Genomic DNA, 20905 nt, shown 5'->3' on the forward strand with positions numbered 1-20905 from the left:
CCGTAACGGCGACCGCGGGGCTTCTGCGTTCCCCGTCCACTCCGGGAGCGGAGTTTCGATTCAGTCGAGCCAGCCGAGGCGTACCGCCCGCACACCGGCCTCGAATCGGCTCGACGCCCCCAATTCCTGCATGAGTTCGGAGAGCATCCGGCTCACCGTGCGCAGTGACACCCCGAGGTTCCGGGCGATCTTCTCGTCCTTCATTCCCGAGGCGAGCATGTGGAGCGCCGCCCGCTGCTGCTCCGAGAGCCCGTCGCCACCCCGCTCCGGCGCCGCGTCGTCGCCGTACGGGGTCGCGGTGTGCCAGCAGTGTTCGTACAGGCCCAGATAGGACCTGACCAGCACCGAGCCGCGCGCCAGGATCGCGCCCTCGCGGGGCTCCTCGGGCCGGATCGGCACCAGGGCGAACTGCTGGTCGGCGATGATCATGTTCATGGGGATGACGGGCGCCAGACGGATCTCCACGCCCAGCGCCACGCGCCGGCTCAGCAGCTCCGCGACCTCGGGCCGCACCGCGTCCTGGCTGCTGTAGATGGCGCGGACGCGCACGCCGTTGCCGATCTGGCGCCGGTCACGGTCGAGCATCCGCTCGGGGATCTGCCGGTTGGGTCCGCCGGGGTGCATGGCGGCCGAACTCTCCTGCATCACATCGGTGATGTCCTCGAGGGCCTGCTGGATCCGGCGGTAGTCGGTGATGGCCTCGACGGCGATCTCGGAGCGGGCCAGCGCCCCGGCGCGGAGGAAGGTTTCCGCCAGCGTCTCCAGAGTGGAGTAGGCCCTGTCGGCCTCGGCCAGATGGTCCCGCAGCCGCTCGCGCTCCCGCTCGAGCAGGCGCAGCAGGGCGATCTCGGGATCGACGGTGGCCACCGTGTCCGTGTCCGGTTTCCAGCTGGTGTCCCGGACGTCGGCGATCGTGGCATGGGTCTCGGTCGTCGGCACGATCAGGCCGAGGGAGGTCAGTTCGACGCGACATCGCTCGTACTCCTCCGGCGCCAACCGCAGCGCCGAGCAGGCCTCCCGGAAGCTCGACACACCGCGCCTGCGCAGCTCCTGATAGAGAGTCAAAAGCGCCTCGGCGGCCAGTCCTTCCCTGCCGTCGTCCGTCGTGGCCATGGCGCTGTGACCCCCCTCGTCGATCCCCGTCTCCCCACACCACCCTGTCACAGGGGGCGGCGGATGTCCCCGTACGATCTTGGCCACGTCACCTCGGCCCGGCCCGTGTCACAGCTCCCGGTCGCGTACCTCGCCGTCCAGGAGCCCGAGCCTGGCGGCCTTCACCCCGGCCTCGAACCGGCTCGCCGCGCCCAGCTCCTGCATGACCTCGGAGAGCAGCCGGCTGACGGTACGCAGGGACACCCCGAGGTTCTTCGCGATCTGCTCGTCCTTGATGCCGGAGGCCAGCATCCGCAGCGCGGCCCGCTGCTGTTCGGAGAGCCCGTCACCGCCGTGCTCGGGCTTCTCCTCGTCGCCGTACCGGGTGGCGGCGTGCCAGCAGTACTCGTACAGCGCGAGATAGGAACGGACCAGGGCCGGCCCGCGCGCGAGGATCGCGGCGGATCCCGGGTCGTGCGCGTCGGTGGGCAGCAGCGCGAAGTTCTCGTCGGCGAGCACCATGTTCATCGGCACGACGGGGGAGAAGCGGACCTCCACCCCGAGGGCGGCCCGCTCCTCCAGATGCTGGGCCATGTCCGGTACGGAGCCGATGCGTCGGCTGTACATGGCGCGGACGCGCACCCCGCGCGCGGTCCAGCGCCGGTCGCGCTCCAGCTCGGCGGCCATGTCCTCACGCCGTACCGAACCGGTGTGCAGGGAGTGCACCGAGGTCTGCACGGACTCGCCGAGGCCTGCCAGCTCCCGCCCGATGCGGTGCGGGTCGGAGACGATCTCGACCTCGACCTCGGAGCGGGGGGCGGAACCGGCCCGGAGGAAGGGGCCCGCCAGGGTCTCCAGGGTGATCTGGGCCCGGCCGGTCTCGGCGAGCCGGCGCTCGAGCCGGTCGCGCTCGCACTGCAGAAGGCGGACCAGAGCCACGTCGGGGTCGATCACCGAGCGCGTCGTGTCGGCTTCGATCAGACCGAGCGTGGCGAGGTCGCCACGGCATCGTTCCCGTTCCCCGGCGGAGAGGGCGAGGCCGTCCGCGACCTCGTCGAAGGAGCAGGAGGGGTGGGCACGGAGCTCCAGGTAGACCGCGAGAGCCTGTTCGCTTCCCGTACGCGTCCCGGTGGCGTTTTTGGACACAGTGCAGCAGACTCCCCTCGGATCCGTGCGGATCCCGTTGAATCGCCCCGCTAGACCCTGCCACAGATTCGAACGCAACGCACGGTGTTCAAGCGGTCTCAGGGTGCGGTGCGGTACGCGTCCGTCAGGGCCGTCCGGTACCGGCGTCCGGTTCCTGTGGGCGGTCTCAGGAGGCGGCGGACTGTGCGCAGTCGGGGCACAGACCCTTGAAGACGATCTCGGCGTCGGTGGTTCGCCAGTCGGGCAGGCTGCCGCGGGGCGGGGTGGGCGCCTTGGCGTCGACGTTCTCCACCCGGCCGCAGTGCACGCACAGCGCGTGCTGGTGCGGCGGTCCTGAGATCTCGAAGACGGCCGGCATCCCGGGGCGGTCGAACTTGCTGACCAGGCCCGTCTCCTGGAAGTGCCGGAGCATTTCGTACACCGCCTGGCTGGTGAGCGTGCCGAGACGCTCGCGGGCGGTGGCGGTGATGGCCTCCACGTCGAGGTGGCCGGCCGAGGCGAGCACCGTGAGCACCTCCAGGCGGGGGCCCGTGACCCGCAGACCTACATCGCGCAGGCGCTGGATCACCGCCTCGCGGCCTGTCAGCTCATCCACGACTGCCATCTTCTCCGCCTGGTCGGTTCAAACTTTTGCAGGCATCGTACCTCTTGGTGTTCCTCGATGTCAGTCGTCCGCACGACAGACGAGCAGCACGCTCTCGGTGCGTTCGTCGATCCGATGCCGCCGCCGGCCCTCGATGTGCAGGCCCGCGGAGCGCAGTTCCGCCGCGAGGCGCTCCGGGTCGACGATCCACTTGTCGGTGGTCAGTACGGCGCGCTCGGCGGAGAGTTTGCCGGTCCGGGCGGCGTAGTACGTGATCCGTTCGCTCATCTCGGCCAGGTCGAAGACCTGCCGGGCGACCACCCATTCGTCGATCCCGTCGAACCGCGGTACCTGGAAGGCCCAGGTCCGCCGCGGTTCGGCGACGAGTCCGGGGAGCAGGTGGGAGGTGTAGTCCAGGGCGAGGGCGCCGCCGGTGTCCAGGTGCGAGGCGATCTCGCGCAGCAGACCGGGGCGGGCCCTCGGGGGGACGGCGGACACCATGGCGCCGGCGAGCAGGGCGAGTCGGTAACTGCCCTGCAGACGGAGTTCGGTGAGATCGGCGCGGGTGGTCACGATCAGATCGGCGACCTGCGGGCCGATGCGACGGGCCCAGGCCTGGAGCCGCTCCAGGGCGTCGGCATCCCGGTCGACGGCCTCGACGGCGAAGCCGTGCCGGGCGAACGGGACGGAGAGCCGCCCGGCGCCGGAGCCGAGGTCGAGCACGGGACCGGGGCCCGGGGTGGCGCGGGCGAGGCCGAGGTAGCGGACGATGTCCGCGCTGTGCGGGCCGAGGAGGGCGTCGTACAGCCAGACGGAGTCGGCGTCGCCGGGGGCGACGGATTCCAGTCCGGGGAGGGTGTCGGTGGTGAGGTCGTATCGGGACGGCAGGACCGGCGCGAGCGCGGCGCCGCTCTGTTTCCGCATCGCTCCTCCAGGGGCTCGCTCGGTCCATGCCGTCCGGACGAGGAACCCGTGCCGCCGGGCCCGCGCCGCTGTGACCATCCTGGAGCGGGGTCGGGCCCGGGGGCCAGCGGATCGGGCGGCGTGAACACGCGATGGCGTTGATCTGCCAGGGGCGTCCGCGGGAGGGGTGGAGTGTGCGTCAGACCTCGCGGGCCAGGCGCGTGGGCGCCAGCGGGGTGAAGCCGCGCGTCTCGTAGAAGGGGAGCGACGGGTCGCTCTCCGTCGGAAGGCTCACGCGCTGTTCGCCGGCGCCGAACCCCTTCATACGGTCCGTCGTCGCCGCGAGGAGCGCCGAGCCGATGCCCCGTCGGCGCGAACCCTCCGCGACGGCCAGCGCGTACAGTTCGCCCTCGCCCGGGACCGGGACCCCGCCGGCGGCCGCGCCGACGACCGTGCCGTCCGTGTCGGTGGCCACCAGCCAGCCGAGCCAGCCCGGTGCGCCACCGGGAATTTCAATTTCCGCTCGGATACGGGGAAGTGCGCATTGCGTGGAGATCAGTCGACGCACCGGGATTTCACCGAGGATTCCGTCGTAACTGCCCCGAATGGCGTCCGCCAGCAGTCTGGATATCGTCGTCGCGTCGGCGGCAGCCGCCGTCCGCACGTCAGCCAGCTGCATTGGTCCGTACCCTTCGACGTGCCGAGCCCGAGCGTCAACATACCCACAATAGCCGGGAATTCAGCCCGATGTGACCGATGTGAAATCTACGAATTCACTTAGTAAATAGGGGCTGAACCGAGTCAATTAGTTGGGGAAGGAACAACAGGCGATGATCAGCGGCGCGACCGCGAGACCTCCGGCGGCGACCGTCGACAACCCTCGCAGTACGGGGTGTCCCGCGCTGTGCGGAGCGAGGATGCGGCGCATGCGCAGCGCCGCCGACGGCCCGCCCGCCGCGAACGCCTCGCGGGGTGCCTGGCCCGAGGCGAGGGCGTACAGCGCGGTGGCCAGCGCGTCGCGCGTGCAGCGCCGCAACGCCCGGTCGTCCGCCGTCATTTCGAGCAGCAGCGGTACGGCGGTCCCGCCGTGCCGTGCGAGGGGGAGTCGCGGGAACACCGCCGCGAACGCCTCGGCCGCCGCGACGAGAAGATGGTGACGGCCGGTGATGTGGGCCCGCTCGTGCGCGAGCGCCGCCGCCAACTGGGCCTCGGTGAGCGTGTCCACGGCTCCCGAGGAGACGACGACACGGCGTGAGCTGCCGGGCAGGCAGTAGACGGCCGGTCGCGCGTGGTCGAGCACGGTGGCCCGGATCGCCGGGTCGTACCGTCCGACGAGGCGCAGCACCCTCGCGTGCCGCAGCCGGGCCCGCCGGGCCCGCAGCAGCTCCCGTACGTATCCGGCGACCGGCAGCGCGAGCACGACGAGCCCCAGGGTCAGGGCGAGCCGTTCGCGGCCGGTGAGGGTCAGGAGCCGCTCGGGGGCGGGGATCTCGAGCCCGAGATAGACGTCGCTCAGCCGGTGGCTGCTGTCCGCCGGCAGGGTCAGGTGGGCGGCGAGGAGCGCGGTCGAGACGGCGAACACCGCACCGCTCACCGCCCAGACCGCCAAGGCGAGTCGGGGCACCTGCTGGGCCCAGCGGGCGCGGGCCAGGAGCCAGGGGATGAGCAGCCCGGAGGAGAGGGCGAGGCCGAGCGGTGGCAGGAGGTGGTGGTTCACCCGAGCTCGCCGCCCTGGGCGCGTCGGGCGGAGCGGAGCGCCGCGTCGAGGGCCGCCATGTCCTCGTCGGAGATGGTCTCCACGAAGCGCAGCAGCGCGGCCGGCCGGTCCGCGCTGTCGCCGAGGGCGTCCTGCATCAGGGCCGCGGTGTACTCCTCGCGGCCGCGGACCGGTTCGTACAGCCAGGCCCTGCCCGCCTTCTCGCGGCGGAGCCAGCCCTTGCGATGGAGGATGTCCGCCACCGTCATCACCGTCGTGTAGGCGACCCGGCGCCCCAGATTGATGTCGTCGACGATCTCGCGGACCGTGGCGGGCCGTTGCCAGGCCCACAGTCGGTCCATGATCTCGGCCTCCAGCTCTCCCAGCCGGCGCACGCGCATCCCCTCCCCCTACGGGCGGCCCATCGTACGGGCCGTCCATCCCGCGAAGATATACCCCCCAGGGGTACGATGGCGGGATGTCGACCCTCATGAAGAACCGCCCCTGCGCGAAGGTCTGCGGCCCCGGTCCGCCCGGTTCGGTGGAGCTGACGCTCCTCCGGCAGGTGCTCGGGCTCTGTCTTCGCCTGAGCATCAAGCTGTCCGCCGACTGCCCTTCGCACAAGGGCGGTTGATCCCCTCAAAGGGGCGTATGTCTCCGGTGCCTACGTCCTGATCAGCCGGGCGATCGCCTTGGAGGCCTCGCCCACCTTCACCTTCGCCTGGTCCCCGCCCTGGGCGATCGCCTCGGTGACACAGCAGCTGAGGTGCTCGTCCAGGAGGGCCACGGCGCAGGACTGGAGGGCCGCGTTGATGGCGGAGACCTGGGTCAGCACGTCGATGCAGTAGACGTCCTCGTCCACCATCCGCTGCACGCCCCGGACCTGGCCCTCGATGCGCCGCAGGCGCCTGATGATGTCTTCCTTGTGCTGTCCGTAACCGGCCACGGAGGTCTCCTCGGGTGTCCGCAGGGATGTCGGCGGTGAGTCAGCGGTCGGCTGCCTGGAAGCCGCGCAGGCGCAGGCTGTTGCCGACCACGAAGACCGAGGAGAAGGCCATCGCGGCCCCCGCGATCATCGGGTTGAGCAGACCCGCCGCGGCGAGCGGCAGGGCGGCCACGTTGTAGGCGAAGGCCCAGAACAGGTTCGAGCGGATCGTGCCGAGCGTCTTGCGGGAGAGCCGGATCGCGTCGGCCGCGGCCCGCAGGTCCCCCCGCACGAGCGTCAGGTCGCCGGCCTCGATGGCGGCGTCCGTGCCGGTGCCCATCGCCAGACCCAGGTCGGCCTGGGCGAGCGCGGCGGCGTCGTTGACGCCGTCGCCGACCATGGCGACCGAACGGCCCTCGGCCTGCAGCTTCTTGACGACGTCGACCTTGTCCTGCGGCATGACCTCGGCGATGACCTCGTCGATGCCGACCTCGGCGGCGACGGACTCGGCGACGGCCTTGTTGTCACCGGTCAGCAGGATCGGGGTCAGCCCGAGCGCGCGCAGCCGCCTGATGGCCTCGGGGCTGGTCTCCTTGATGGCGTCGGCGACCTCCAGGACCGCGCGCGCCTCGCCGTCCCAGGCGACCGCGATGGCCGTCCTGCCCGCCTTCTCCGCCTCGTCCTTGGCGGACTTGAGGCCGCCGGGGAGCTCCATCGCCCACTCCTCGAGCAGCTTCTCGCGGCCGACGAGGACGGCGTGGCCCTCGACCACGCCCTGCACGCCGAGGCCGGGGATGTTGGCGAAGTCCTCGGGGGTGGGGAGGGTGCCGGCCTTGGCGGCGGCACCGGTGGCGACGGCCTGGGCGATGGGGTGCTCGGAGGAGTGCTCCAGGGCGCCCGCGAGCCGCAGGACGTCGGTCTCGTCGACGCCGTCGGCGGTGTGGACCTTGATGAGGGTCATCCGGCCGGTGGTGACGGTGCCGGTCTTGTCCAGGACGATGGTGTCGACCTTGCGGGTGGTCTCCAGGACTTCGGGGCCCTTGATGAGGATGCCGAGCTGCGCGCCGCGGCCGGTGCCGACCATGAGCGCGGTCGGGGTCGCCAGGCCCAGGGCGCAGGGGCAGGCGATGATCAGTACGGCGACGGCGGCGGTGAACGCGGCGGTCAGTCCGGAGCCGGTGCCGAGCCAGAAGCCGAGGGTGCCGAGCGCGAGCGCGATGACGATCGGGACGAAGACGGCCGAGATCCTGTCGGCGAGGCGCTGAGCGGCGGCCTTGCCGTTCTGGGCGTCCTCGACCAGCTTGGCCATCCGGGCGAGCTGGGTGTCGGCGCCGACGCGGGTGGCCTCGACGACGAGCCGGCCGCCGGCGTTCAGGGTGGCGCCGGTGACGGAGTCGCCGACGGAGACCTCGACCGGCACGGACTCGCCGGTGAGCATGGAGGCGTCGACGGCGGAGGAGCCCTCGACGACGGTGCCGTCGGTGGCGATCTTCTCGCCGGGGCGGACCAGGAAGCGGTCGCCGACCTGGAGTTCGGCCGTCGGAACGGTGACCTCGCGGCCTCCGCGCAGGACGGTGACCTCCTTGGCGCCCAGCTGCATCAGCGCCTTGAGCGCCGCACCCGCCTTGCGCTTGGAGCGGGCCTCGAAGTAGCGCCCGGCCAGGATGAAGGCGGTGACGCCGGCCGCGGCCTCCAGGTAGATGTTCCCGGCGCCGTCGGTGCGGGCGATCGTGAACTCGAAGGGGTGCGTCATGCCCGGCGTACCGGCGGTGCCGAAGAACAGCGCCCACAGGGACCAGAGGAACGCGGCGATCGTGCCGACCGAGATCAGCGTGTCCATGGTGGCCGCGCCGTGCTTGGCATTGGTCCAGGCGGCCTTGTGGAAGGGCCAGGCGGCGTAGACGACGACCGGCGCGGCGAGGGTGAGGCTGAGCCACTGCCAGTACTCGATCTGCAGCGCCGGGACCATGGCCATCGCGATCACGGGGACGGCGAGGGCGACGGCGGTGATGAGCCGCTGCTTGAGTGGCCGCAGCTCCTCGTCGGCCTTCTCCTCGTCGGTGGGCCCGTCCTCGCCGCCGGACTCCGCCTTCGGGGGAGCGGGCTCCTGGGCGGTGTAGCCGGTGGCCTCGACGGTGGCGATCAGATCGGCGACGGAGATGTCGGCGTCGGCGTCGAAGGTCACCTTCGCCTTCTCGGTGGCGTAGTTGACGGTGGCCTCGACCCCGTCCATGCGGTTGAGCTTCTTCTCGATTCGGGCCGCGCACGAGGCGCAGGTCATACCGCCGATGGCGAGCTCGACCTGGGCGGCGCCCGGAATGCTCGTTGTCACTTCCTGCTCCTCGGTTTCGCGGGGCTCGGGGGCCGGGGCCCATGGACGGACGGGCCCCGGCGGCCGGGGTGGGGCTGGGGCGTGTCCGGCGGATCAGGGCCGGGTCCGCGCCCTGGGGCCGGACGGTCAGGCGCGACCGGTCAGCTCGTAGCCGGCGTCGTCGACGGCGGCGGCGATCGCGGCGTCGTCGGGCGCGCCGCCGGTGGTCACGGTCACCAGGCCGCCGGCGATGTCGACATCCACGGAGATGACGCCGGCGAGCGCGGAGACGGAGGTGGTGATCGCGGTCTTGCAGTGTCCGCAGGTCATGCCCGACACGGTGTAGACGGTGGCGGTGCTGTCGGCGACGGCGGTCGTGGCCTCGCCGGCGTCGGTCGAGCAGCTGCCGTCAGGAGTACAGCAGGAACTCATGTCTTCCTCCTCGCTAGGGCCAGATACCCTCGGGGGGTATCCGGTTTCTGATTCCATGTATACCCCCCTGCGGTATTCCATGCAAGCGTCTCCTCGGCTTGACTTGATACCCCCTAGGGGTATGGTGAAGTGCATCGAACGGTTACTCACGTACGGGAGAGCTGCCATGAACACCGGAGTGAAGATCACCGCCTTCGCCGCCGCGCTCGCCGCGACCTTCGGGACCGCGTACGGGGTCGGCGCGGGCGTCGGCCCCGTGGACGAGCCGGCGAAGGCCACGCACGGGGAGCACGTGGCCGCCGGGAAGTCGGGCGGCGCGCAGGCGGACGGCACGAAGGGGGACGGTGCCGGTGGGCATGCCGGTCACGAGGAGGGCGCCGCGAACGCGCCCGCCGCCGGCGGCCTGCAGGTCTCCGAGGGCGGCTACACACTGGCCATGGAGACGCCGAAGCCGGACCGGGGCAAGAGCGTGCTCAGGTTCTCCATCAAGGACGCGGGGGGCGAGAAGGTCACCGCGTACACCACCGAGTACGGCAAGGAACTGCACTTCATCGTGGCCTCGCGGGACCTCACGGTCTACCGCCATCTGCACCCGGTGCGCGCGGCCGACGGGACCTGGTCGACGCCGGTCGACCTGCCCGCCGCGGGCGGCTACAAGGCCTTCGCCGACTTCAAGCCCGCGGGGAAGAACACCAAGGGTGTGACGCTGGGCGTGGACCTGTCCGTACCGGGTGCCTACGCGCCCCAGCCGCTGCCCGCCGCCACACGGACCGCGACCGTCGACGGCTACCAGGTCGCGCTGGGCGGCACCCTCGCCCCGGGCAGGGCGGGCGAGCTGAAGCTCACGGTCAGCAAGAACGGCGAACCGGTCGACGACCTGGAGCCGTACCTCGGGGCGTACGGCCACCTCGTCGCCCTGCGCGACGGAGACCTCGCCTACCTGCACGTCCATCCGAACGAGGGCGGGCCCGGTCCGGACGTCTCCTTCACGGCCACGGCGCCGAGCGCGGGGGCGTACCGCCTGTTCCTGGACTTCCAGCACGGTGGAAAGGTGCGCACGGCGGTCTTCACGGTGTACGCGGGGCAGGCGGCGGCAGGAGCGGATGAGGCATCGCACGATGCGGGAGGCCACACGCACGGCTAGGCTGGTCATTGGACTAGACCTGTAGCCGTCATTCATGGAGGAATGGGCTCGATGAGCAACCGTGCAGTCCTTGAGGTGATCGCCCTCGACGCGGAGGACGCGGTCGCCGCCCAGGCCGGCGGGGCGGACCGCCTCGAACTGGTCACCGACATGGCGGCGGACGGGCTGACCCCGTCCCGCACCGCCTTCGAGGCGATCCGTGCCGCCGTGGACATTCCTCTGCGCGTGATGCTCAGACTCGCCGACGGCTTCGCGGCCGGCGACATCGAAGCGCTGGTGTCGCGCGCCTCCGACCTCCGGGAGGCGGGCGCGGACGAGTTCGTGCTCGGCTTCCTGACGGCCGAGGGCGATCCGGACCTGGTGGCGGTCGAGCGGCTGATCGCCGTCATCGACGGCTGCCGCTGGACCTTCCACCGGGCCATCGACCGCGCGGCGCACCGGGACACCCTGCGCAAGCAGCTCGCGGATCTGCCGGGCCTCGACACCTACCTCACGGCCGGCGCGGCGACCGGCGTCGACGACGGCCTGCCCGTCCTCAGGGCCGAGGCCGCGCGCGCGGGCGAACCGGGCTACGAGCCCCAGCTCCTGGTCGGCGGCGGCCTCCGCCTCGACCACCTCCCGGAGCTGCGCGCGGCCGGCGTCGACGCCTTCCACATCGGCGGAGCGGCACGCCCGAACGGCTGGACGGCCCCGGTGTCACCGTCCGCGGTCCGCCTCTGGCGCGAGGCGCTGGACGCGTAACGCACGACGTCGGGCGAGCGGTGCGGGACTGGTCCCCACCGCTCGCAACGCGCTCCAGAGGTCGGGGGCCCGCCGGCCCGCCCGCACGGCGCCCTCGCGGGTCAGCGCCCGCCCGCGACCCTCAGGACCGTGCCCGTCGCGTACGACGCGTCCTCGGACAGCAGCCAGGCCACCGCCGCCGCGATCTCCGAGGGGCGGCCCGGGCGGCCCAGGGGGATCGTGGCGGCCGCCTTCGCCGGGCGGTCCGGGTCGCCCATCGTCGCGTGCATGTCGGTCTCGACGATGCCCGGGGCGACCGCGTTGACCCGGATGCCGTCCCGGCCGAGCTCCTTCGAGAGGCCCACGGTCAGCGCGTCGGTCGCCGCCTTCGTCGCCGCGTAGTGCACGTAGTCGCCGGGGCTGCCGAGCGTGGCGGCGGCGGAGGAGACGTTGACGATCGCGCCGCCTCCGTGCGCGGCCATGTCGCGGGCGGCGCGGCGGCAACACAGCAGGTATCCCAGGAGGTTGACCTCCACCACCCGCCGCAGGTCCTCCGTCGTGGCGTCCGCGAGGCGGCCCAGCGGCCCCGTCACCCCCGCGTTGTTGACCAGGCCGGTCACCGGGCCGAGTTCGGCCTCGGCCGTGTCGAAGAGCCGCTCCACGTCCGCCTCGTCCGAGGTGTCCGCCCGCACCACGACACACCGCGCGCCCGCCGCCCGGACCGCCCGCGCCGTCTCCTCCGCGGCACCTGCATCGCGTACGTACCCGAGCACCAGGTCGTGCCCCTCGGAGGCCAGACGTACACAGGTCGCCGCGCCGATCCCACGGCTTCCGCCGGTGACGACGGTCGTACGGGACATGCTGTTCCACCCTTCTCGCGGTCGCGCCGCCCCCACCGTAATTGGATGGCCCGCCGCAAGGCCGCTGGCTACGCTCCCCGCCATGGTCGACCTCGTGCGCAGACTCATCGCCGCCCAGTTCCCGCAGTGGGCGGAGCTGCCCGTCACGCAGGTGCCGTCGGCCGGTACGGACAACGACATGTTCCGGCTCGGCGACGCGATGGTCGTCCGGCTGCCGAAGACCGCCGACAACGCCGGGGGCGTGGCCAAGGAGCAGCGCTGGCTGCCGCACCTCGCCCCGCACCTCCCGCTGCCGGTGCCCGTTCCGCTGGGCAAGGGGGCGCCGGGGGAGGGCTTCGACTCCCCCTGGTCGGTGTACGGCTGGCTCGACGGCGCCAACGCCTTCGACGCGCCGATCGGCGATCTCGCCCACGCCGCCGTGGAGTTGGGACGCTTCGGTGTGGCGCTGCGGGGCGTGGACGCCACCGGCGGCCCGAAGTCCTTCCGGGGCGGCCATGTCACCGAGTGGACGGGCGACCACATCGACCGCGCCATCCGCGACCTCGGCGCCGACGGTACGGTCGACGGCGCCGCCGCGGCCGCGGCGTGGGACTCGGTCCTGCGCCTTCCTCAGTGGGACGGCGAACCCGTCTGGGTCCACGGCGACCTGCTGCCCGGCAACCTGCTGACCAGGGAGGGCCGGCTCAGCGCCGTCATCGACTTCGGCGGGGTCGGCACCGGCGACCCGGCCTGCGACATGATGGCCGCCTGGACGCTGCTCACCCCCGAGACCCGCCCGCTGTTCCGTGAGGCCGCCCGCGTCGACGACGCGACCTGGGCGCGGGGCCGGGGCTGGGCTCTGGGCTGGGGCCTGGTGACGGAGCACTACTACCGGGTCATGAACCCCGTCCTGGCCGCCGTGGCGCACCGCTCGTGGACCCAGGCGCTCCCGGAGTTCGAGTCCGGCGCGTGAGGTTCGCGCACGGGGCTGTTCTTCACGGCCCGCAGACCCCACCATGCCCCTGACTACTCGTGCGTAACACCTCGTAGGGGGAAGCGTGTTGAGTCTCCGTGTCAGGATCGTCCCGCTGCTCGCGATCATCGCGTCCCTGCTCGTCCCGGCCACGGCCGCACGGGCCGACGGGACCGCGGCGGCAGCCCGCACGCCCGTCGTCTTCGTGCACGGATACAACGCGGACCCCGGAGTCTGGGGCGGTCTGCGCGAGGACCTCGAGGCCGACGGGTACACGGACGCCGAGCTGTACTCCTTCGGCTACGACACCCACCGGTCCGTCAACGAGGTCATCGCCGGCGAGCTCGCCGCGTACGTCGACAACGTCAAGCGGCAGACCGGTGCGAGCCAGGTCGACCTCGTCTCCCACTCCTTCGGCAGCCTCGTCACCCGCTGGTACGTGAAGTTCGACGGCGCGGGCCGGTCCTCCGTGGCCCGCTGGGTGTCGCTCGCCGGCCCCAACCACGGCACCAGCACCGCGTGGGCCTGCGCCCTGTGGGACCAGGCCTGCCGCGACATGACCCCGAACTCCTACGTCCAGAAGAAGCTCGCGGAGGGCGACGAGACGCCCGGCGCCGTCCGCTACGCCACGTGGTGGTCGAACTGCGACGAGGTCGTCAACCCCGACAACAGCGTCCCGCTCACCGGCGCCACGAACAACGCCGCGGGCTGCCTCGACCACAACGCCCTCCTCGGCGACGACGGCGTCTCCCAGGGCGTCCGCGCCTTCCTCCGCTCCTAGGATGTGTCTTGCCGGCCGGCCACCCGGTACGGCCGGCGAGCCACATCGGAGACGTCGTCTAGCGGTGCGTGGTGTGGATGTTCGTGGACTCGTCGATCGCGCTGCACTGGGTACGCGACCGGCCGCCGGAGAGGGTGAGGTCGAGGTTGTTGGTGTTGCCGCAGCTGTTGTTCTGGCGGCCCTCCTGCGCGGTGTTCTGCTGGAACAGCTCCAGCGCCGAGGATCCACCGGCCGCCTCGGCGCCGTCGCTGACGTCGACGGTGCCGACGTTCGCGGAGTGGTCGACGGTGGCGCACCGGGACTCGGTACGGGCTCCGGTCAGCTCGATGTCCCCGCCGTTGGCGTTGCCGCAGCTGTTGTTCTGGCGGCCTTCCTGCGCGGTGTTCTGCTGGACGACGCCGAGACCGCCGGAGCCGCCGAGGGCGTCGGCCCCACCGTTCTTGACGACCGTCCCGCGGTTGTAGGACCCGTCCTCGGTCACACAGCGCCCCTCGGTCGTACCGCCGGTGAGCAGCGCGTTCTGGCCGAGGTCGTTCACGCCGTTGGCGTTGTCGCAGTTGTTGTTCTGGCGGCCTTCCTGGGCCGTGTTCTGCTGGAAGAGGGAGGCCCCTGATTCACCGCCCGCCGCGTGGGCTCCCTCGCCCTTGACAAGGGTGTGGTCGTTGACGGAGCCGTCCTTGTTCACACAGCGGTCGTCCTGCCGTCCGCCGATCACCTCCACCACGGTCTGGTTGTCGTTGGAGCAGTTGTTGTTCTGCCGTCCCTCCTGCGCCGTGTTCTGCTGGTGCGCGCCACCCAGACCGCCGGCCGATCCGCCCGTGGCGTCCGCCCCGCCGCCGTGCACGACGCTGTGCTCGGTCAGGGAGCTGTCCGCGTTCACACAGCGGCCGTCCTGGCCCGCGCCGGTGAGGGGTACGCGCGAGGCGTTGGCGTTGTCGCAGTTGTTGTTCTGCCGGCCTTCCTGCGCGGTGTTCTGCTGGTTGGCGAGGTTCGGAGACGTCCCGCCTGCCGCATGGGCTCCCTCACCCGTGACCAGCGTGTCGTTGCTCGCGGAACCGTCGTGGTTCACACAGCGGGAGCCCCTCCCCGCGCCGGTGAGACCCAGGTCCGCGATGTTGGTGTTGTCGCAGTTGTTGTTCTGCCGCCCCTCCTGCGCCGTGTTCTGCTGCACGGTCGAGAACAGGATGCCGTCCCCGCCGGCCGCGTCGGCGCCGCCTCCCTTCACCGCGGTGTTGTGGCTGAGGGAGTCGTCCCCGTTGGCGCAGAGCCCCTCGCGCCGGCCTCCGACCGCGGTGACCGTGGCGCTGTTGGCGTCGCCGCAGTTGTTGTTCTGGCGGCCTTCCTGGGCGGTGTTCTGCTGCAGGGAATTGAGGGCCACGGCGTTGCCTCCGGCGGCGTGGGCTCCCTCGCCCTTGACGAAGGTGTGCTCGTTGGACGAGCCGTCCCGGTTGTTGCAGCGCTGGTCCAGGCTTCCCCCGGTCAGCGTGACGTTGGTCAGGTTTTCGTTGTCGCAGTTGTTGTTCTGCCGGCCCTGCTGGGCGGTGTTCTGCTGGAAGGCGGTGGTCGCCGCGCCGCCGCCGTTGGCGTCGGCGCCTCCCGAATCGACCAGCGAGTCCTTGTTGAACGAGGCGTCGGCCGAGGTGCAGTCGCTGTCGGTCAGGCCGCCCGACACGGCCGTCGGGTTGTTCCCGCTGTCGTTGCGGACTCCGCAGTTGTTGTTCTGGCGGCTCTCCTGCGCGGTGTTCTGTTCGAACGCCGAACCCGTCAGCCCCGAGCCGCCGGTGGCGTTCGCGCCGTCGCCCGCCGCGAAACCGACCCCGGCCCCGGAGGTCGCCAGACCACTGACCGCCAGGGCCACCAGCGCGGCTCTCCTCACCCGTACGTACATCCTGCTCCTCCTGAGTCGGCGCGAAGTCCTTTAGGCGGTGGGCTCAACCGCGACGGGGCGCGGCCGGACATGGCAGGACACGTGAACGACACCCGGACGGCGCAAGGGGGGTACGTCGGCCGAAGCGGGGCGTCACCGCTGCCAGACCGGCGGAGTTCAGCTGTTCTGTCTGCCGCGGACACATCCGCCCTCGTTACCTTTCGTGCGGACGCCCGTTCCTGATCCCGACGATCCACGACCCACCGGCGCGCACGGACGCCGGGCGGTCGGGTGTACTACTCGATGGCTGGAGACAGGGCGATGGGGCGCAGGGGACGGCACGCGGCCGAATCATCAGCGGGCAAGGTGCGAAAGACGGCGGCATTGGTCCTCGCCGCCGGCGCGCTGGTCGCCGGAGCCGGCGGCAGCGCGTCCGCCGATGTCCTCAGCGGCACCCCCTTGAGCGGGCGGGAGAACACCGATCAGGACGGGGAGCAGAACCTCGACTGCGGAAACTCCGTCAAACTGATCCGCCTCAATGTCGCGGACACCGTCAACTACGACGAGGTCTGCGTCGACAACGACGGTCACACCCGCCGGTACAGCAGCAATCCCGACGGCGCCCGGGTCACGGGCGACACCGCGATCGGGCCCCAGGTCAACACGGCGCAGACCGGCAAGCAGAACCTGAACTGCGGAAACTCCACCGACGTCATCACCGTCAACGTGCTCGGCACCATCAACCGGGACACGACCTGCATCGCCGTCGACCGCTCCCACGAGGGAATCGGTCACGGGCACGGCGGAGGCGGTTCACACACCGGTGGTTCCGAGGCCCTGGGCGGAACCGCCGTCGGGCAGCAGGTCAACACCGCTCAGACGGGCAAGCAGAACCTGTACTGCGGCAACTCCGCCGACACCCTCACCGTCAACGTCGTCGGCACGATCAGGAAGCGCACCACCTGCGTCGCGGCGGACCACTCGGACCAGCACGGCCAGACGTACAGCCACCGGGGCCGGACCACCGCCGACGGCGGACAGGCGGTCGGCTTCACCAACAACACGTCCCAGAACGGCCGGCAGAACCAGACCTGCGGGGACCCCGGTCGCGGAATCGACCTTCCGCTCGGCGAGACGAAGCGGGACACCGTGTGCAAGGCCCACGTCGCCGGCTCCTAGCGGATCCGCCGCCAGGAGCCGATCCGCCGCCGTCTCCTTAGGGTGCCAACTGCTCCGGCAGCGGCGAGGAGTGAAGAATCGTCAGTCCCGACACGGCACGCGTCAGCGCCACGTACAGCCGCCGCAGTCCCGTTCGTTCGTCCGGTTCGCCGTCCACCACCGCCGCAGGGTCGTCCAGGACCACGTAGTCGTACTCCAGGCCCTTGGCCAGGGACGCCGGGACCAGGGTCAGGCGGGAGTCGGCCGTCGTCTCCTCGCCGGGGGAGAGGTACGCGAGCCCCGCCGCCGTCAGCGCCTCGGCGAGCGGGGCGATCCGGGCGTCGGCGGCGATCAGGCCGATCGAGCCCTCGTGCCGCAGGGACTCGGTGCAGGCCGCGACCACCGCCGCGTCCAGGGCCTCCGCCTCGGTGCTCCGGACCGTCAGCGAGCCCGGGTTCTCACGGACCGACTCGACGGCGGCCAGGCCCGGGGACATGTGGGGCAGCAGCCTCGACGCGTACGCGATGACCTCGCGCGGCACACGGAAACCGGCGGTCAGCTCCTCCACCACGGCCTCCGGCTTCCCCAGGTGCCCCAGGGCCTGGGCCCAGCTCTCCGTCGCCCACGGGGTCGTGCCCTGCGCCAGGTCGCCCAGGATCGTCGCCGAGCCCGTCGTGCAGCGGCGGCCGACGGCGCGGTACTGCATCGGGGACAGGTCCTGCGCCTCGTCCAGGACCACGTGCCCGAGCGAGTGCGTGCGCTCCACCAGGTCCTTCGCCTCGTCGATCAGGACCGCGTCCGCCGCCGACCACTTCGCCGACTTCACCGAGCGCGCGGGCTTCGCCCACAGCAGCAGCTTCTGCTCGTCCGCCGACAGCAGCCCCTCCGCGTGCTCCGCCAGGAAGTCGGCGTCGCTCAGCAGCCGCAGCACCAGCTTCGCCGGATCGACCGCCGGCCAGACCGCCTTCACGACCGCCTTCACCGCCGCGTTCCGCGCCACCGCGTTCTGCACACGGTCGTCCGGGGCCTCGCCCGCCTGCTCCATCCGCACCAGGACCAGGTGCGCGATGCGCTGCGGGAGCGCCTCGTGGGCGGCGCCGTAGCGGATGTCCCGGTCCAGCAACTCGCGGACGATCTCCTCCAGTTCGTACGCGGACACCCGCCAGCGGCGGGAGCCCCGCACCACCATCAGCGGCTCGGTGGGCAGCGTGACGTGCGAGCGCACCGCGCGCCGCAGCACCTCCGCCATCCGCGCATCGCCCTTGACGACCGCCGTCGCCGCCTCGTCCGTCCCCCGCACCTCGACATGGGCCACGAGGTCGTCGACGGTCGCCTGCTTGACCTCCAACTCGCCCAGCGCCGGCAGGACCTGCTCGATGTAGTGCAGGAAGGACCGGTTCGGTCCGATGACCAGCGTGCCGGTGCGTGCCAGCCGCTCCCGGTGGGCGTAGAGGAGGTACGCGACCCGGTGCAGACCCACGGCCGTCTTGCCGGTGCCCGGGCCGCCCTGCACACAGACCGTGCCGGAGAGCCCGGACCGGACGATCTCGTCCTGCTCGGGCTGGATGGTGGCGACGATGTCCCGCATCGGACCCACGCGCGGGCGTTCGATCTCCGCCTGGAGCAGCCTGCTCGTCTGCGACCCCCCGGCGGAGCCGGAAAATGTCGCAGTGCCGGGGTCGGAGAGGTGCTCGTCCTCGTACGCGGTGAGCTCGCCGCCCGTGTAACCGAATCTGCGCCGCAGTCCGACGTCCTGCGGGTCCTTCTTCGACGCCCGGTAGAACGGCTGCGAGACCGGCGCGCGCCAGTCGATCACCATCGGGTCGCCCTGCGCGTCGTGGACGTGCCGCCGGCCGATGTAGAAGCGCTGCCCCTCCTGCGTGGTGTGCAGGTAGTCGAGGCGGCCGAAGAACAGCGGGGTGTGCGAGAGGTCGGCGAGCGACTTGATCCGGTCGTCGATCTGCGCCTGCAGGACGACGGCGTTGACCCAGTTCGCGGTGACGTCCCTGATGTCGAGCGACTCCGCGTCCTCGCGCATCGCGCGCAGCGCGGCGCGCGAGCCGGCGAGATGGGCGCGCTCGCGCGCGAGTGGGTCGAGAGCGTCGTCCTGAGCGGACATGGCGGTGCCTCCGAGTGCGCATACAGACATGACTGGGCGGCCGCCGGTTTCCGACCGGGCGGCAGCACTCCACTCCACGGAGGGAGGCGGGGAAGTCGGAGATTGTAGCTTCAGGCTCCGGTCGTGGGCGAACGGATTTCCCGGGCGCCCGACGGAGGAGGGACCCGTAGGGGACGGGATCCGACTCGAGGGGGACCCGGGTTCCACCCCCGGGCCGATGTGTTCGGAATGTCCGAAATCCATCATGGACTCATGACCACAGTGACCCTGAACCCCGGTGTCCCCCACTCCCGCCGCCTCACCTTCGCCGTGCGCGCGATACGCGCCTTCGGCGGTGCCGCGGTGAACGTCGTCCTGCTCGGCGTGTACGAGGAGGAGGCGGGGGTGCGCAACCCCCGTCCCCAGTACGCGGGAAGGGCGGGCTGAGCGCCCAAACGACTCCCCGCGGGACCGGCGTCCGGAACGCCTCCGGTCCCGCACTCGTACGGGGCCCGGAGCACGCGGTCTTCGGTGCGCCCGTTACGCCGGCGGCGTCTCGCCCGCCATCAGCTCGTCGGCGTCGATGATCCGGTACGCGTACCCCTGCTCGGCCAGGAACCGCTGGCGGTGCGCCGCGAAGTCCTGGTCGATGGTGTCGCGCGCGACCACCGAGTAGAAGTGCGCCTGGTGGCCGTCGGCCTTCGGCCGCAGCACCCGGCCGAGGCGCTGTGCCTCCTCCTGGCGCGAGCCGAAGGTGCCCGAGACCTGGATCGCGACCGTCGCCTCGGGCAGGTCGATGGAGAAGTTCGCGACCTTCGAGACGACCAGCACGCTGATCTCGCCCTCGCGGAACGCGTCGAAGAGCTTCTCGCGCTGCGCGTTCGACGTCTCGCCCTTGATGACCGGCGCGTTCAGATGCTCGCCGAGCTCGTCCAGCTGGTCGATGTACTGGCCGATGACGAGGATCTGCTGCCCGGCGAACTTCTTCACCAGGGCCTCCGTCACCTTCCGCTTCGTCGCCGTCGTCGCACAGAACCGGTACTTCTCCTCCGGCTCCGCCGTCGCGTACGCGAGCCGCTCGGAGTCCGTGAGATTGACCCGGACCTCGACGCAGTCGGCGGGCGCGATGTACCCCTGCGCCTCGATCTCCTTCCACGGCGCGTCGAAACGCTTCGGGCCGATCAGCGAGAACACGTCCGACTCGCGCCCGTCCTCCCGGACGAGGGTCGCCGTGAGCCCCAGCCGCCGCCGGGCCTGGAGATCGGCGGTGAACTTGAAGACCGGCGCGGGCAGCAGGTGCACCTCGTCGTAGACGATCAGACCCCAGTCGCGGGAGTCGAAGAGCTCCAGGTGCGGGTAGATGCCCTTCCGCTTGGTCGTCAGGACCTGGTACGTGGCGATGGTGACCGGACGGATCTCCTTCTTCGTACCGGAGTACTCACCGATCTCGTCCTCGGTCAGCGAGGTCCGCTTCACCAGCTCGTGCTTCCACTGGCGGGCCGAGACGGTGTTCGTCACCAGGATCAGCGTGGTGGCCTTCGCCTGCGCCATCGCACCGGCGCCGACCAGCGTCTTTCCCGCGCCACAGGGCAGCACGACGACCCCGGAGCCGCCGTGCCAGAAGCCCTCGACGGCCTGCTTCTGGTACGGGCGCAGCGCCCAGCCGTCCTCGGCGAGCTCGATGGGGTGCGCCTCGCCGTCCACGTAACCGGCGAGGTCCTCGGCCGGCCAGCCCAGCTTCAGGAGCGTCTGCTTGATCTGCCCGCGCTCGGAGGGGTGCACGGCGACGGTGTCCGGGTCGATCCGGTTGCCGACCAGCGGCTGGACCTTCTTCGAGCGGAGGATCTCCTCCAGGACGGGCCGGTCGGTGGTGGTGAGGACGAGGCCGTGGGTGGGGTGTTTGGAGAGCGTGAGCCGGCCGTAGCGGGCCATGGTCTCGGCGACGTCCACGAGGAGCGCGTGCGGCACGGGGTAGCGGGAGAACTCGACCAGCGCGTCGACGACCTGCTCGGCGTCGTGCCCGGCGGCGCGGGCGTTCCACAGGCCGAGCGGGGTCACGCGGTACGTGTGGATGTGCTCGGGCGCCCTCTCCAGCTCGGCGAAGGGCGCGATGGCACGACGGCAGGCATCGGCCTGCTCGTGGTCGACTTCCAGGAGCAGCGTCTTGTCGCTCTGGACGATGAGTGGTCCGTTCACGCCTGATCAGGTCCTTCCCGCCGTACCGCGCCGGGGATTCC

Annotated in this window: 21 protein-coding genes; 7 read left to right on the forward strand and 14 right to left on the reverse strand. The window is 71.5% G+C overall.

What is annotated here, in order from left to right:
* Nucleotides 1-60: 60 nt before the first annotated feature.
* From ACFC0D_RS12015 to ACFC0D_RS12045, 7 genes are all read right to left on the reverse strand, one after another.
* A complete protein-coding gene (locus tag ACFC0D_RS12015; RefSeq protein WP_376433793.1) occupies nt 61-1113 on the reverse strand; it encodes a LuxR C-terminal-related transcriptional regulator in 1053 nt (350 codons plus the stop codon).
* A gap of 108 nt (nt 1114-1221) precedes the next feature.
* Nucleotides 1222-2238: a LuxR C-terminal-related transcriptional regulator gene (locus ACFC0D_RS12020; RefSeq protein WP_376433795.1), complete on the reverse strand. Its 1017-nt coding sequence runs from the start codon at nt 2236-2238 to the stop codon at nt 1222-1224.
* A gap of 166 nt (nt 2239-2404) precedes the next feature.
* On the reverse strand, nt 2405-2833 hold the full coding sequence (locus ACFC0D_RS12025; protein ID WP_376433797.1) for a Fur family transcriptional regulator: 429 nt from the start codon (nt 2831-2833) through the stop codon (nt 2405-2407).
* Nucleotides 2834-2902: 69 nt separating this feature from the next.
* Nucleotides 2903-3745 (reverse strand): SAM-dependent methyltransferase, encoded by an 843-nt coding sequence (locus tag ACFC0D_RS12030; RefSeq protein WP_376433799.1) that lies wholly within the window; start codon nt 3743-3745, stop codon nt 2903-2905.
* Nucleotides 3746-3923: 178 nt separating this feature from the next.
* Nucleotides 3924-4403, reverse strand: coding sequence for a GNAT family N-acetyltransferase (locus ACFC0D_RS12035; protein WP_376433801.1), 480 nt, complete (start codon nt 4401-4403; stop codon nt 3924-3926).
* Nucleotides 4404-4529: 126 nt separating this feature from the next.
* The gene (locus tag ACFC0D_RS12040; protein WP_376433803.1) at nt 4530-5441 is read right to left on the reverse strand and encodes a M56 family metallopeptidase; all 912 of its coding nucleotides are present in this window, start codon (nt 5439-5441) and stop codon (nt 4530-4532) included.
* Entirely contained in the window at nt 5438-5815 is a 378-nt protein-coding gene (locus ACFC0D_RS12045; RefSeq protein WP_329125474.1) for a BlaI/MecI/CopY family transcriptional regulator, read from the reverse strand. Before ACFC0D_RS12045 ends, ACFC0D_RS12040 begins: the two co-directional genes overlap by 4 nt.
* An 83-nt stretch (nt 5816-5898) precedes the next feature.
* Here ACFC0D_RS12045 and ACFC0D_RS12050 point away from each other — a divergent pair, with 83 nt between their 5' ends.
* Nucleotides 5899-6054, forward strand: a complete 156-nt coding sequence (locus tag ACFC0D_RS12050; protein WP_376433805.1) for a hypothetical protein — start codon at nt 5899-5901, stop codon at nt 6052-6054.
* 30 nt (nt 6055-6084) lie between these two features.
* On the opposite strand, the gene ACFC0D_RS12055 is transcribed toward ACFC0D_RS12050, so the two are convergent.
* The 3 genes from ACFC0D_RS12055 to ACFC0D_RS12065 form a co-directional block, all read right to left on the reverse strand.
* Entirely contained in the window at nt 6085-6366 is a 282-nt protein-coding gene (locus ACFC0D_RS12055) for a metal-sensitive transcriptional regulator (RefSeq protein WP_015035316.1), read from the reverse strand.
* A 40-nt stretch (nt 6367-6406) separates the two neighbouring features.
* Nucleotides 6407-8677, reverse strand: a complete 2271-nt coding sequence (locus tag ACFC0D_RS12060; RefSeq protein WP_376433807.1) for a heavy metal translocating P-type ATPase — start codon at nt 8675-8677, stop codon at nt 6407-6409.
* 126 nt (nt 8678-8803) lie between these two features.
* Nucleotides 8804-9088, reverse strand: coding sequence for a cation transporter (locus ACFC0D_RS12065; protein ID WP_376433809.1), 285 nt, complete (start codon nt 9086-9088; stop codon nt 8804-8806).
* A 166-nt stretch (nt 9089-9254) separates the two neighbouring features.
* Between ACFC0D_RS12065 and ACFC0D_RS12070 the strand changes: the two genes are divergently transcribed.
* Both ACFC0D_RS12070 and ACFC0D_RS12075 read left to right on the forward strand, forming a co-directional pair.
* Nucleotides 9255-10232: a hypothetical protein gene (locus ACFC0D_RS12070; RefSeq protein ID WP_376433811.1), complete on the forward strand. Its 978-nt coding sequence runs from the start codon at nt 9255-9257 to the stop codon at nt 10230-10232.
* Nucleotides 10233-10283: 51 nt separating this feature from the next.
* The gene (locus ACFC0D_RS12075; RefSeq protein WP_376433813.1) at nt 10284-10973 is read left to right on the forward strand and encodes a copper homeostasis protein CutC; all 690 of its coding nucleotides are present in this window, start codon (nt 10284-10286) and stop codon (nt 10971-10973) included.
* A gap of 101 nt (nt 10974-11074) precedes the next feature.
* Here ACFC0D_RS12075 and ACFC0D_RS12080 read toward each other — a convergent pair whose 3' ends face one another.
* A complete protein-coding gene (locus tag ACFC0D_RS12080) occupies nt 11075-11812 on the reverse strand; it encodes an SDR family NAD(P)-dependent oxidoreductase (RefSeq protein WP_376433815.1) in 738 nt (245 codons plus the stop codon).
* A gap of 82 nt (nt 11813-11894) precedes the next feature.
* Here ACFC0D_RS12080 and ACFC0D_RS12085 point away from each other — a divergent pair, with 82 nt between their 5' ends.
* Both ACFC0D_RS12085 and ACFC0D_RS12090 read left to right on the forward strand, forming a co-directional pair.
* Nucleotides 11895-12764, forward strand: coding sequence for an aminoglycoside phosphotransferase family protein (locus ACFC0D_RS12085; protein ID WP_376433817.1), 870 nt, complete (start codon nt 11895-11897; stop codon nt 12762-12764).
* Nucleotides 12765-12849: 85 nt separating this feature from the next.
* On the forward strand, nt 12850-13545 hold the full coding sequence (locus ACFC0D_RS12090; RefSeq protein WP_376433819.1) for an esterase/lipase family protein: 696 nt from the start codon (nt 12850-12852) through the stop codon (nt 13543-13545).
* A 58-nt stretch (nt 13546-13603) separates the two neighbouring features.
* Here the strand turns inward: ACFC0D_RS12090 and ACFC0D_RS12095 are convergent, their stop codons facing one another.
* Nucleotides 13604-15433 carry a hypothetical protein gene (locus ACFC0D_RS12095; RefSeq protein ID WP_376433821.1) on the reverse strand — a complete coding sequence of 610 codons (1830 nt, stop codon included), beginning with the start codon at nt 15431-15433 and terminating at the stop codon, nt 13604-13606.
* Between the two features lie 345 nt (nt 15434-15778).
* Here ACFC0D_RS12095 and ACFC0D_RS12100 point away from each other — a divergent pair, with 345 nt between their 5' ends.
* On the forward strand, nt 15779-16591 hold the full coding sequence (locus tag ACFC0D_RS12100) for a hypothetical protein (RefSeq protein ID WP_376433823.1): 813 nt from the start codon (nt 15779-15781) through the stop codon (nt 16589-16591).
* 37 nt (nt 16592-16628) lie between these two features.
* On the opposite strand, the gene ACFC0D_RS12105 is transcribed toward ACFC0D_RS12100, so the two are convergent.
* Complete coding sequence (locus ACFC0D_RS12105; protein WP_376433825.1) at nt 16629-18689, reverse strand: HelD family protein; 2061 nt, start codon at nt 18687-18689, stop codon at nt 16629-16631.
* Between the two features lie 252 nt (nt 18690-18941).
* Between ACFC0D_RS12105 and ACFC0D_RS12110 the strand changes: the two genes are divergently transcribed.
* Nucleotides 18942-19115 (forward strand): hypothetical protein, encoded by a 174-nt coding sequence (locus ACFC0D_RS12110; protein ID WP_376433827.1) that lies wholly within the window; start codon nt 18942-18944, stop codon nt 19113-19115.
* A 93-nt stretch (nt 19116-19208) separates the two neighbouring features.
* Here the strand turns inward: ACFC0D_RS12110 and ACFC0D_RS12115 are convergent, their stop codons facing one another.
* Nucleotides 19209-20864, reverse strand: coding sequence for a DNA repair helicase XPB (locus tag ACFC0D_RS12115; protein ID WP_376433829.1), 1656 nt, complete (start codon nt 20862-20864; stop codon nt 19209-19211).
* Nucleotides 20865-20905: the final 41 nt, after the last annotated feature.

The organism is Streptomyces sp. NPDC056222 (genome assembly GCF_042264065.1).
Taxonomy (GTDB): domain Bacteria; phylum Actinomycetota; class Actinomycetes; order Streptomycetales; family Streptomycetaceae; genus Streptomyces.

Excerpts from the sequence above, each read along its gene's own strand:
- ACFC0D_RS12015 (WP_376433793.1), bottom strand. The coding sequence starts at position 1,113 with ATGGCCACGACGGACGACGGCAGGGAAGGACTGGCCGCCGAGGCGCTT.
- ACFC0D_RS12030 (WP_376433799.1), bottom strand. The coding sequence starts at position 3,745 with ATGCGGAAACAGAGCGGCGCCGCGCTCGCGCCGGTCCTGCCGTCCCGA.
- ACFC0D_RS12035 (WP_376433801.1), bottom strand. The coding sequence starts at position 4,403 with ATGCAGCTGGCTGACGTGCGGACGGCGGCTGCCGCCGACGCGACGACG.
- ACFC0D_RS12050 (WP_376433805.1), top strand. The coding sequence starts at position 5,899 with ATGTCGACCCTCATGAAGAACCGCCCCTGCGCGAAGGTCTGCGGCCCC.
- ACFC0D_RS12065 (WP_376433809.1), bottom strand. The coding sequence starts at position 9,088 with ATGAGTTCCTGCTGTACTCCTGACGGCAGCTGCTCGACCGACGCCGGC.
- ACFC0D_RS12070 (WP_376433811.1), top strand. The coding sequence starts at position 9,255 with ATGAACACCGGAGTGAAGATCACCGCCTTCGCCGCCGCGCTCGCCGCG.
- ACFC0D_RS12075 (WP_376433813.1), top strand. The coding sequence starts at position 10,284 with ATGAGCAACCGTGCAGTCCTTGAGGTGATCGCCCTCGACGCGGAGGAC.
- ACFC0D_RS12080 (WP_376433815.1), bottom strand. The coding sequence starts at position 11,812 with ATGTCCCGTACGACCGTCGTCACCGGCGGAAGCCGTGGGATCGGCGCG.
- ACFC0D_RS12085 (WP_376433817.1), top strand. The coding sequence starts at position 11,895 with ATGGTCGACCTCGTGCGCAGACTCATCGCCGCCCAGTTCCCGCAGTGG.
- ACFC0D_RS12095 (WP_376433821.1), bottom strand. The coding sequence starts at position 15,433 with ATGTACGTACGGGTGAGGAGAGCCGCGCTGGTGGCCCTGGCGGTCAGT.
- ACFC0D_RS12105 (WP_376433825.1), bottom strand. The coding sequence starts at position 18,689 with ATGTCCGCTCAGGACGACGCTCTCGACCCACTCGCGCGCGAGCGCGCC.
- ACFC0D_RS12110 (WP_376433827.1), top strand. The coding sequence starts at position 18,942 with ATGACCACAGTGACCCTGAACCCCGGTGTCCCCCACTCCCGCCGCCTC.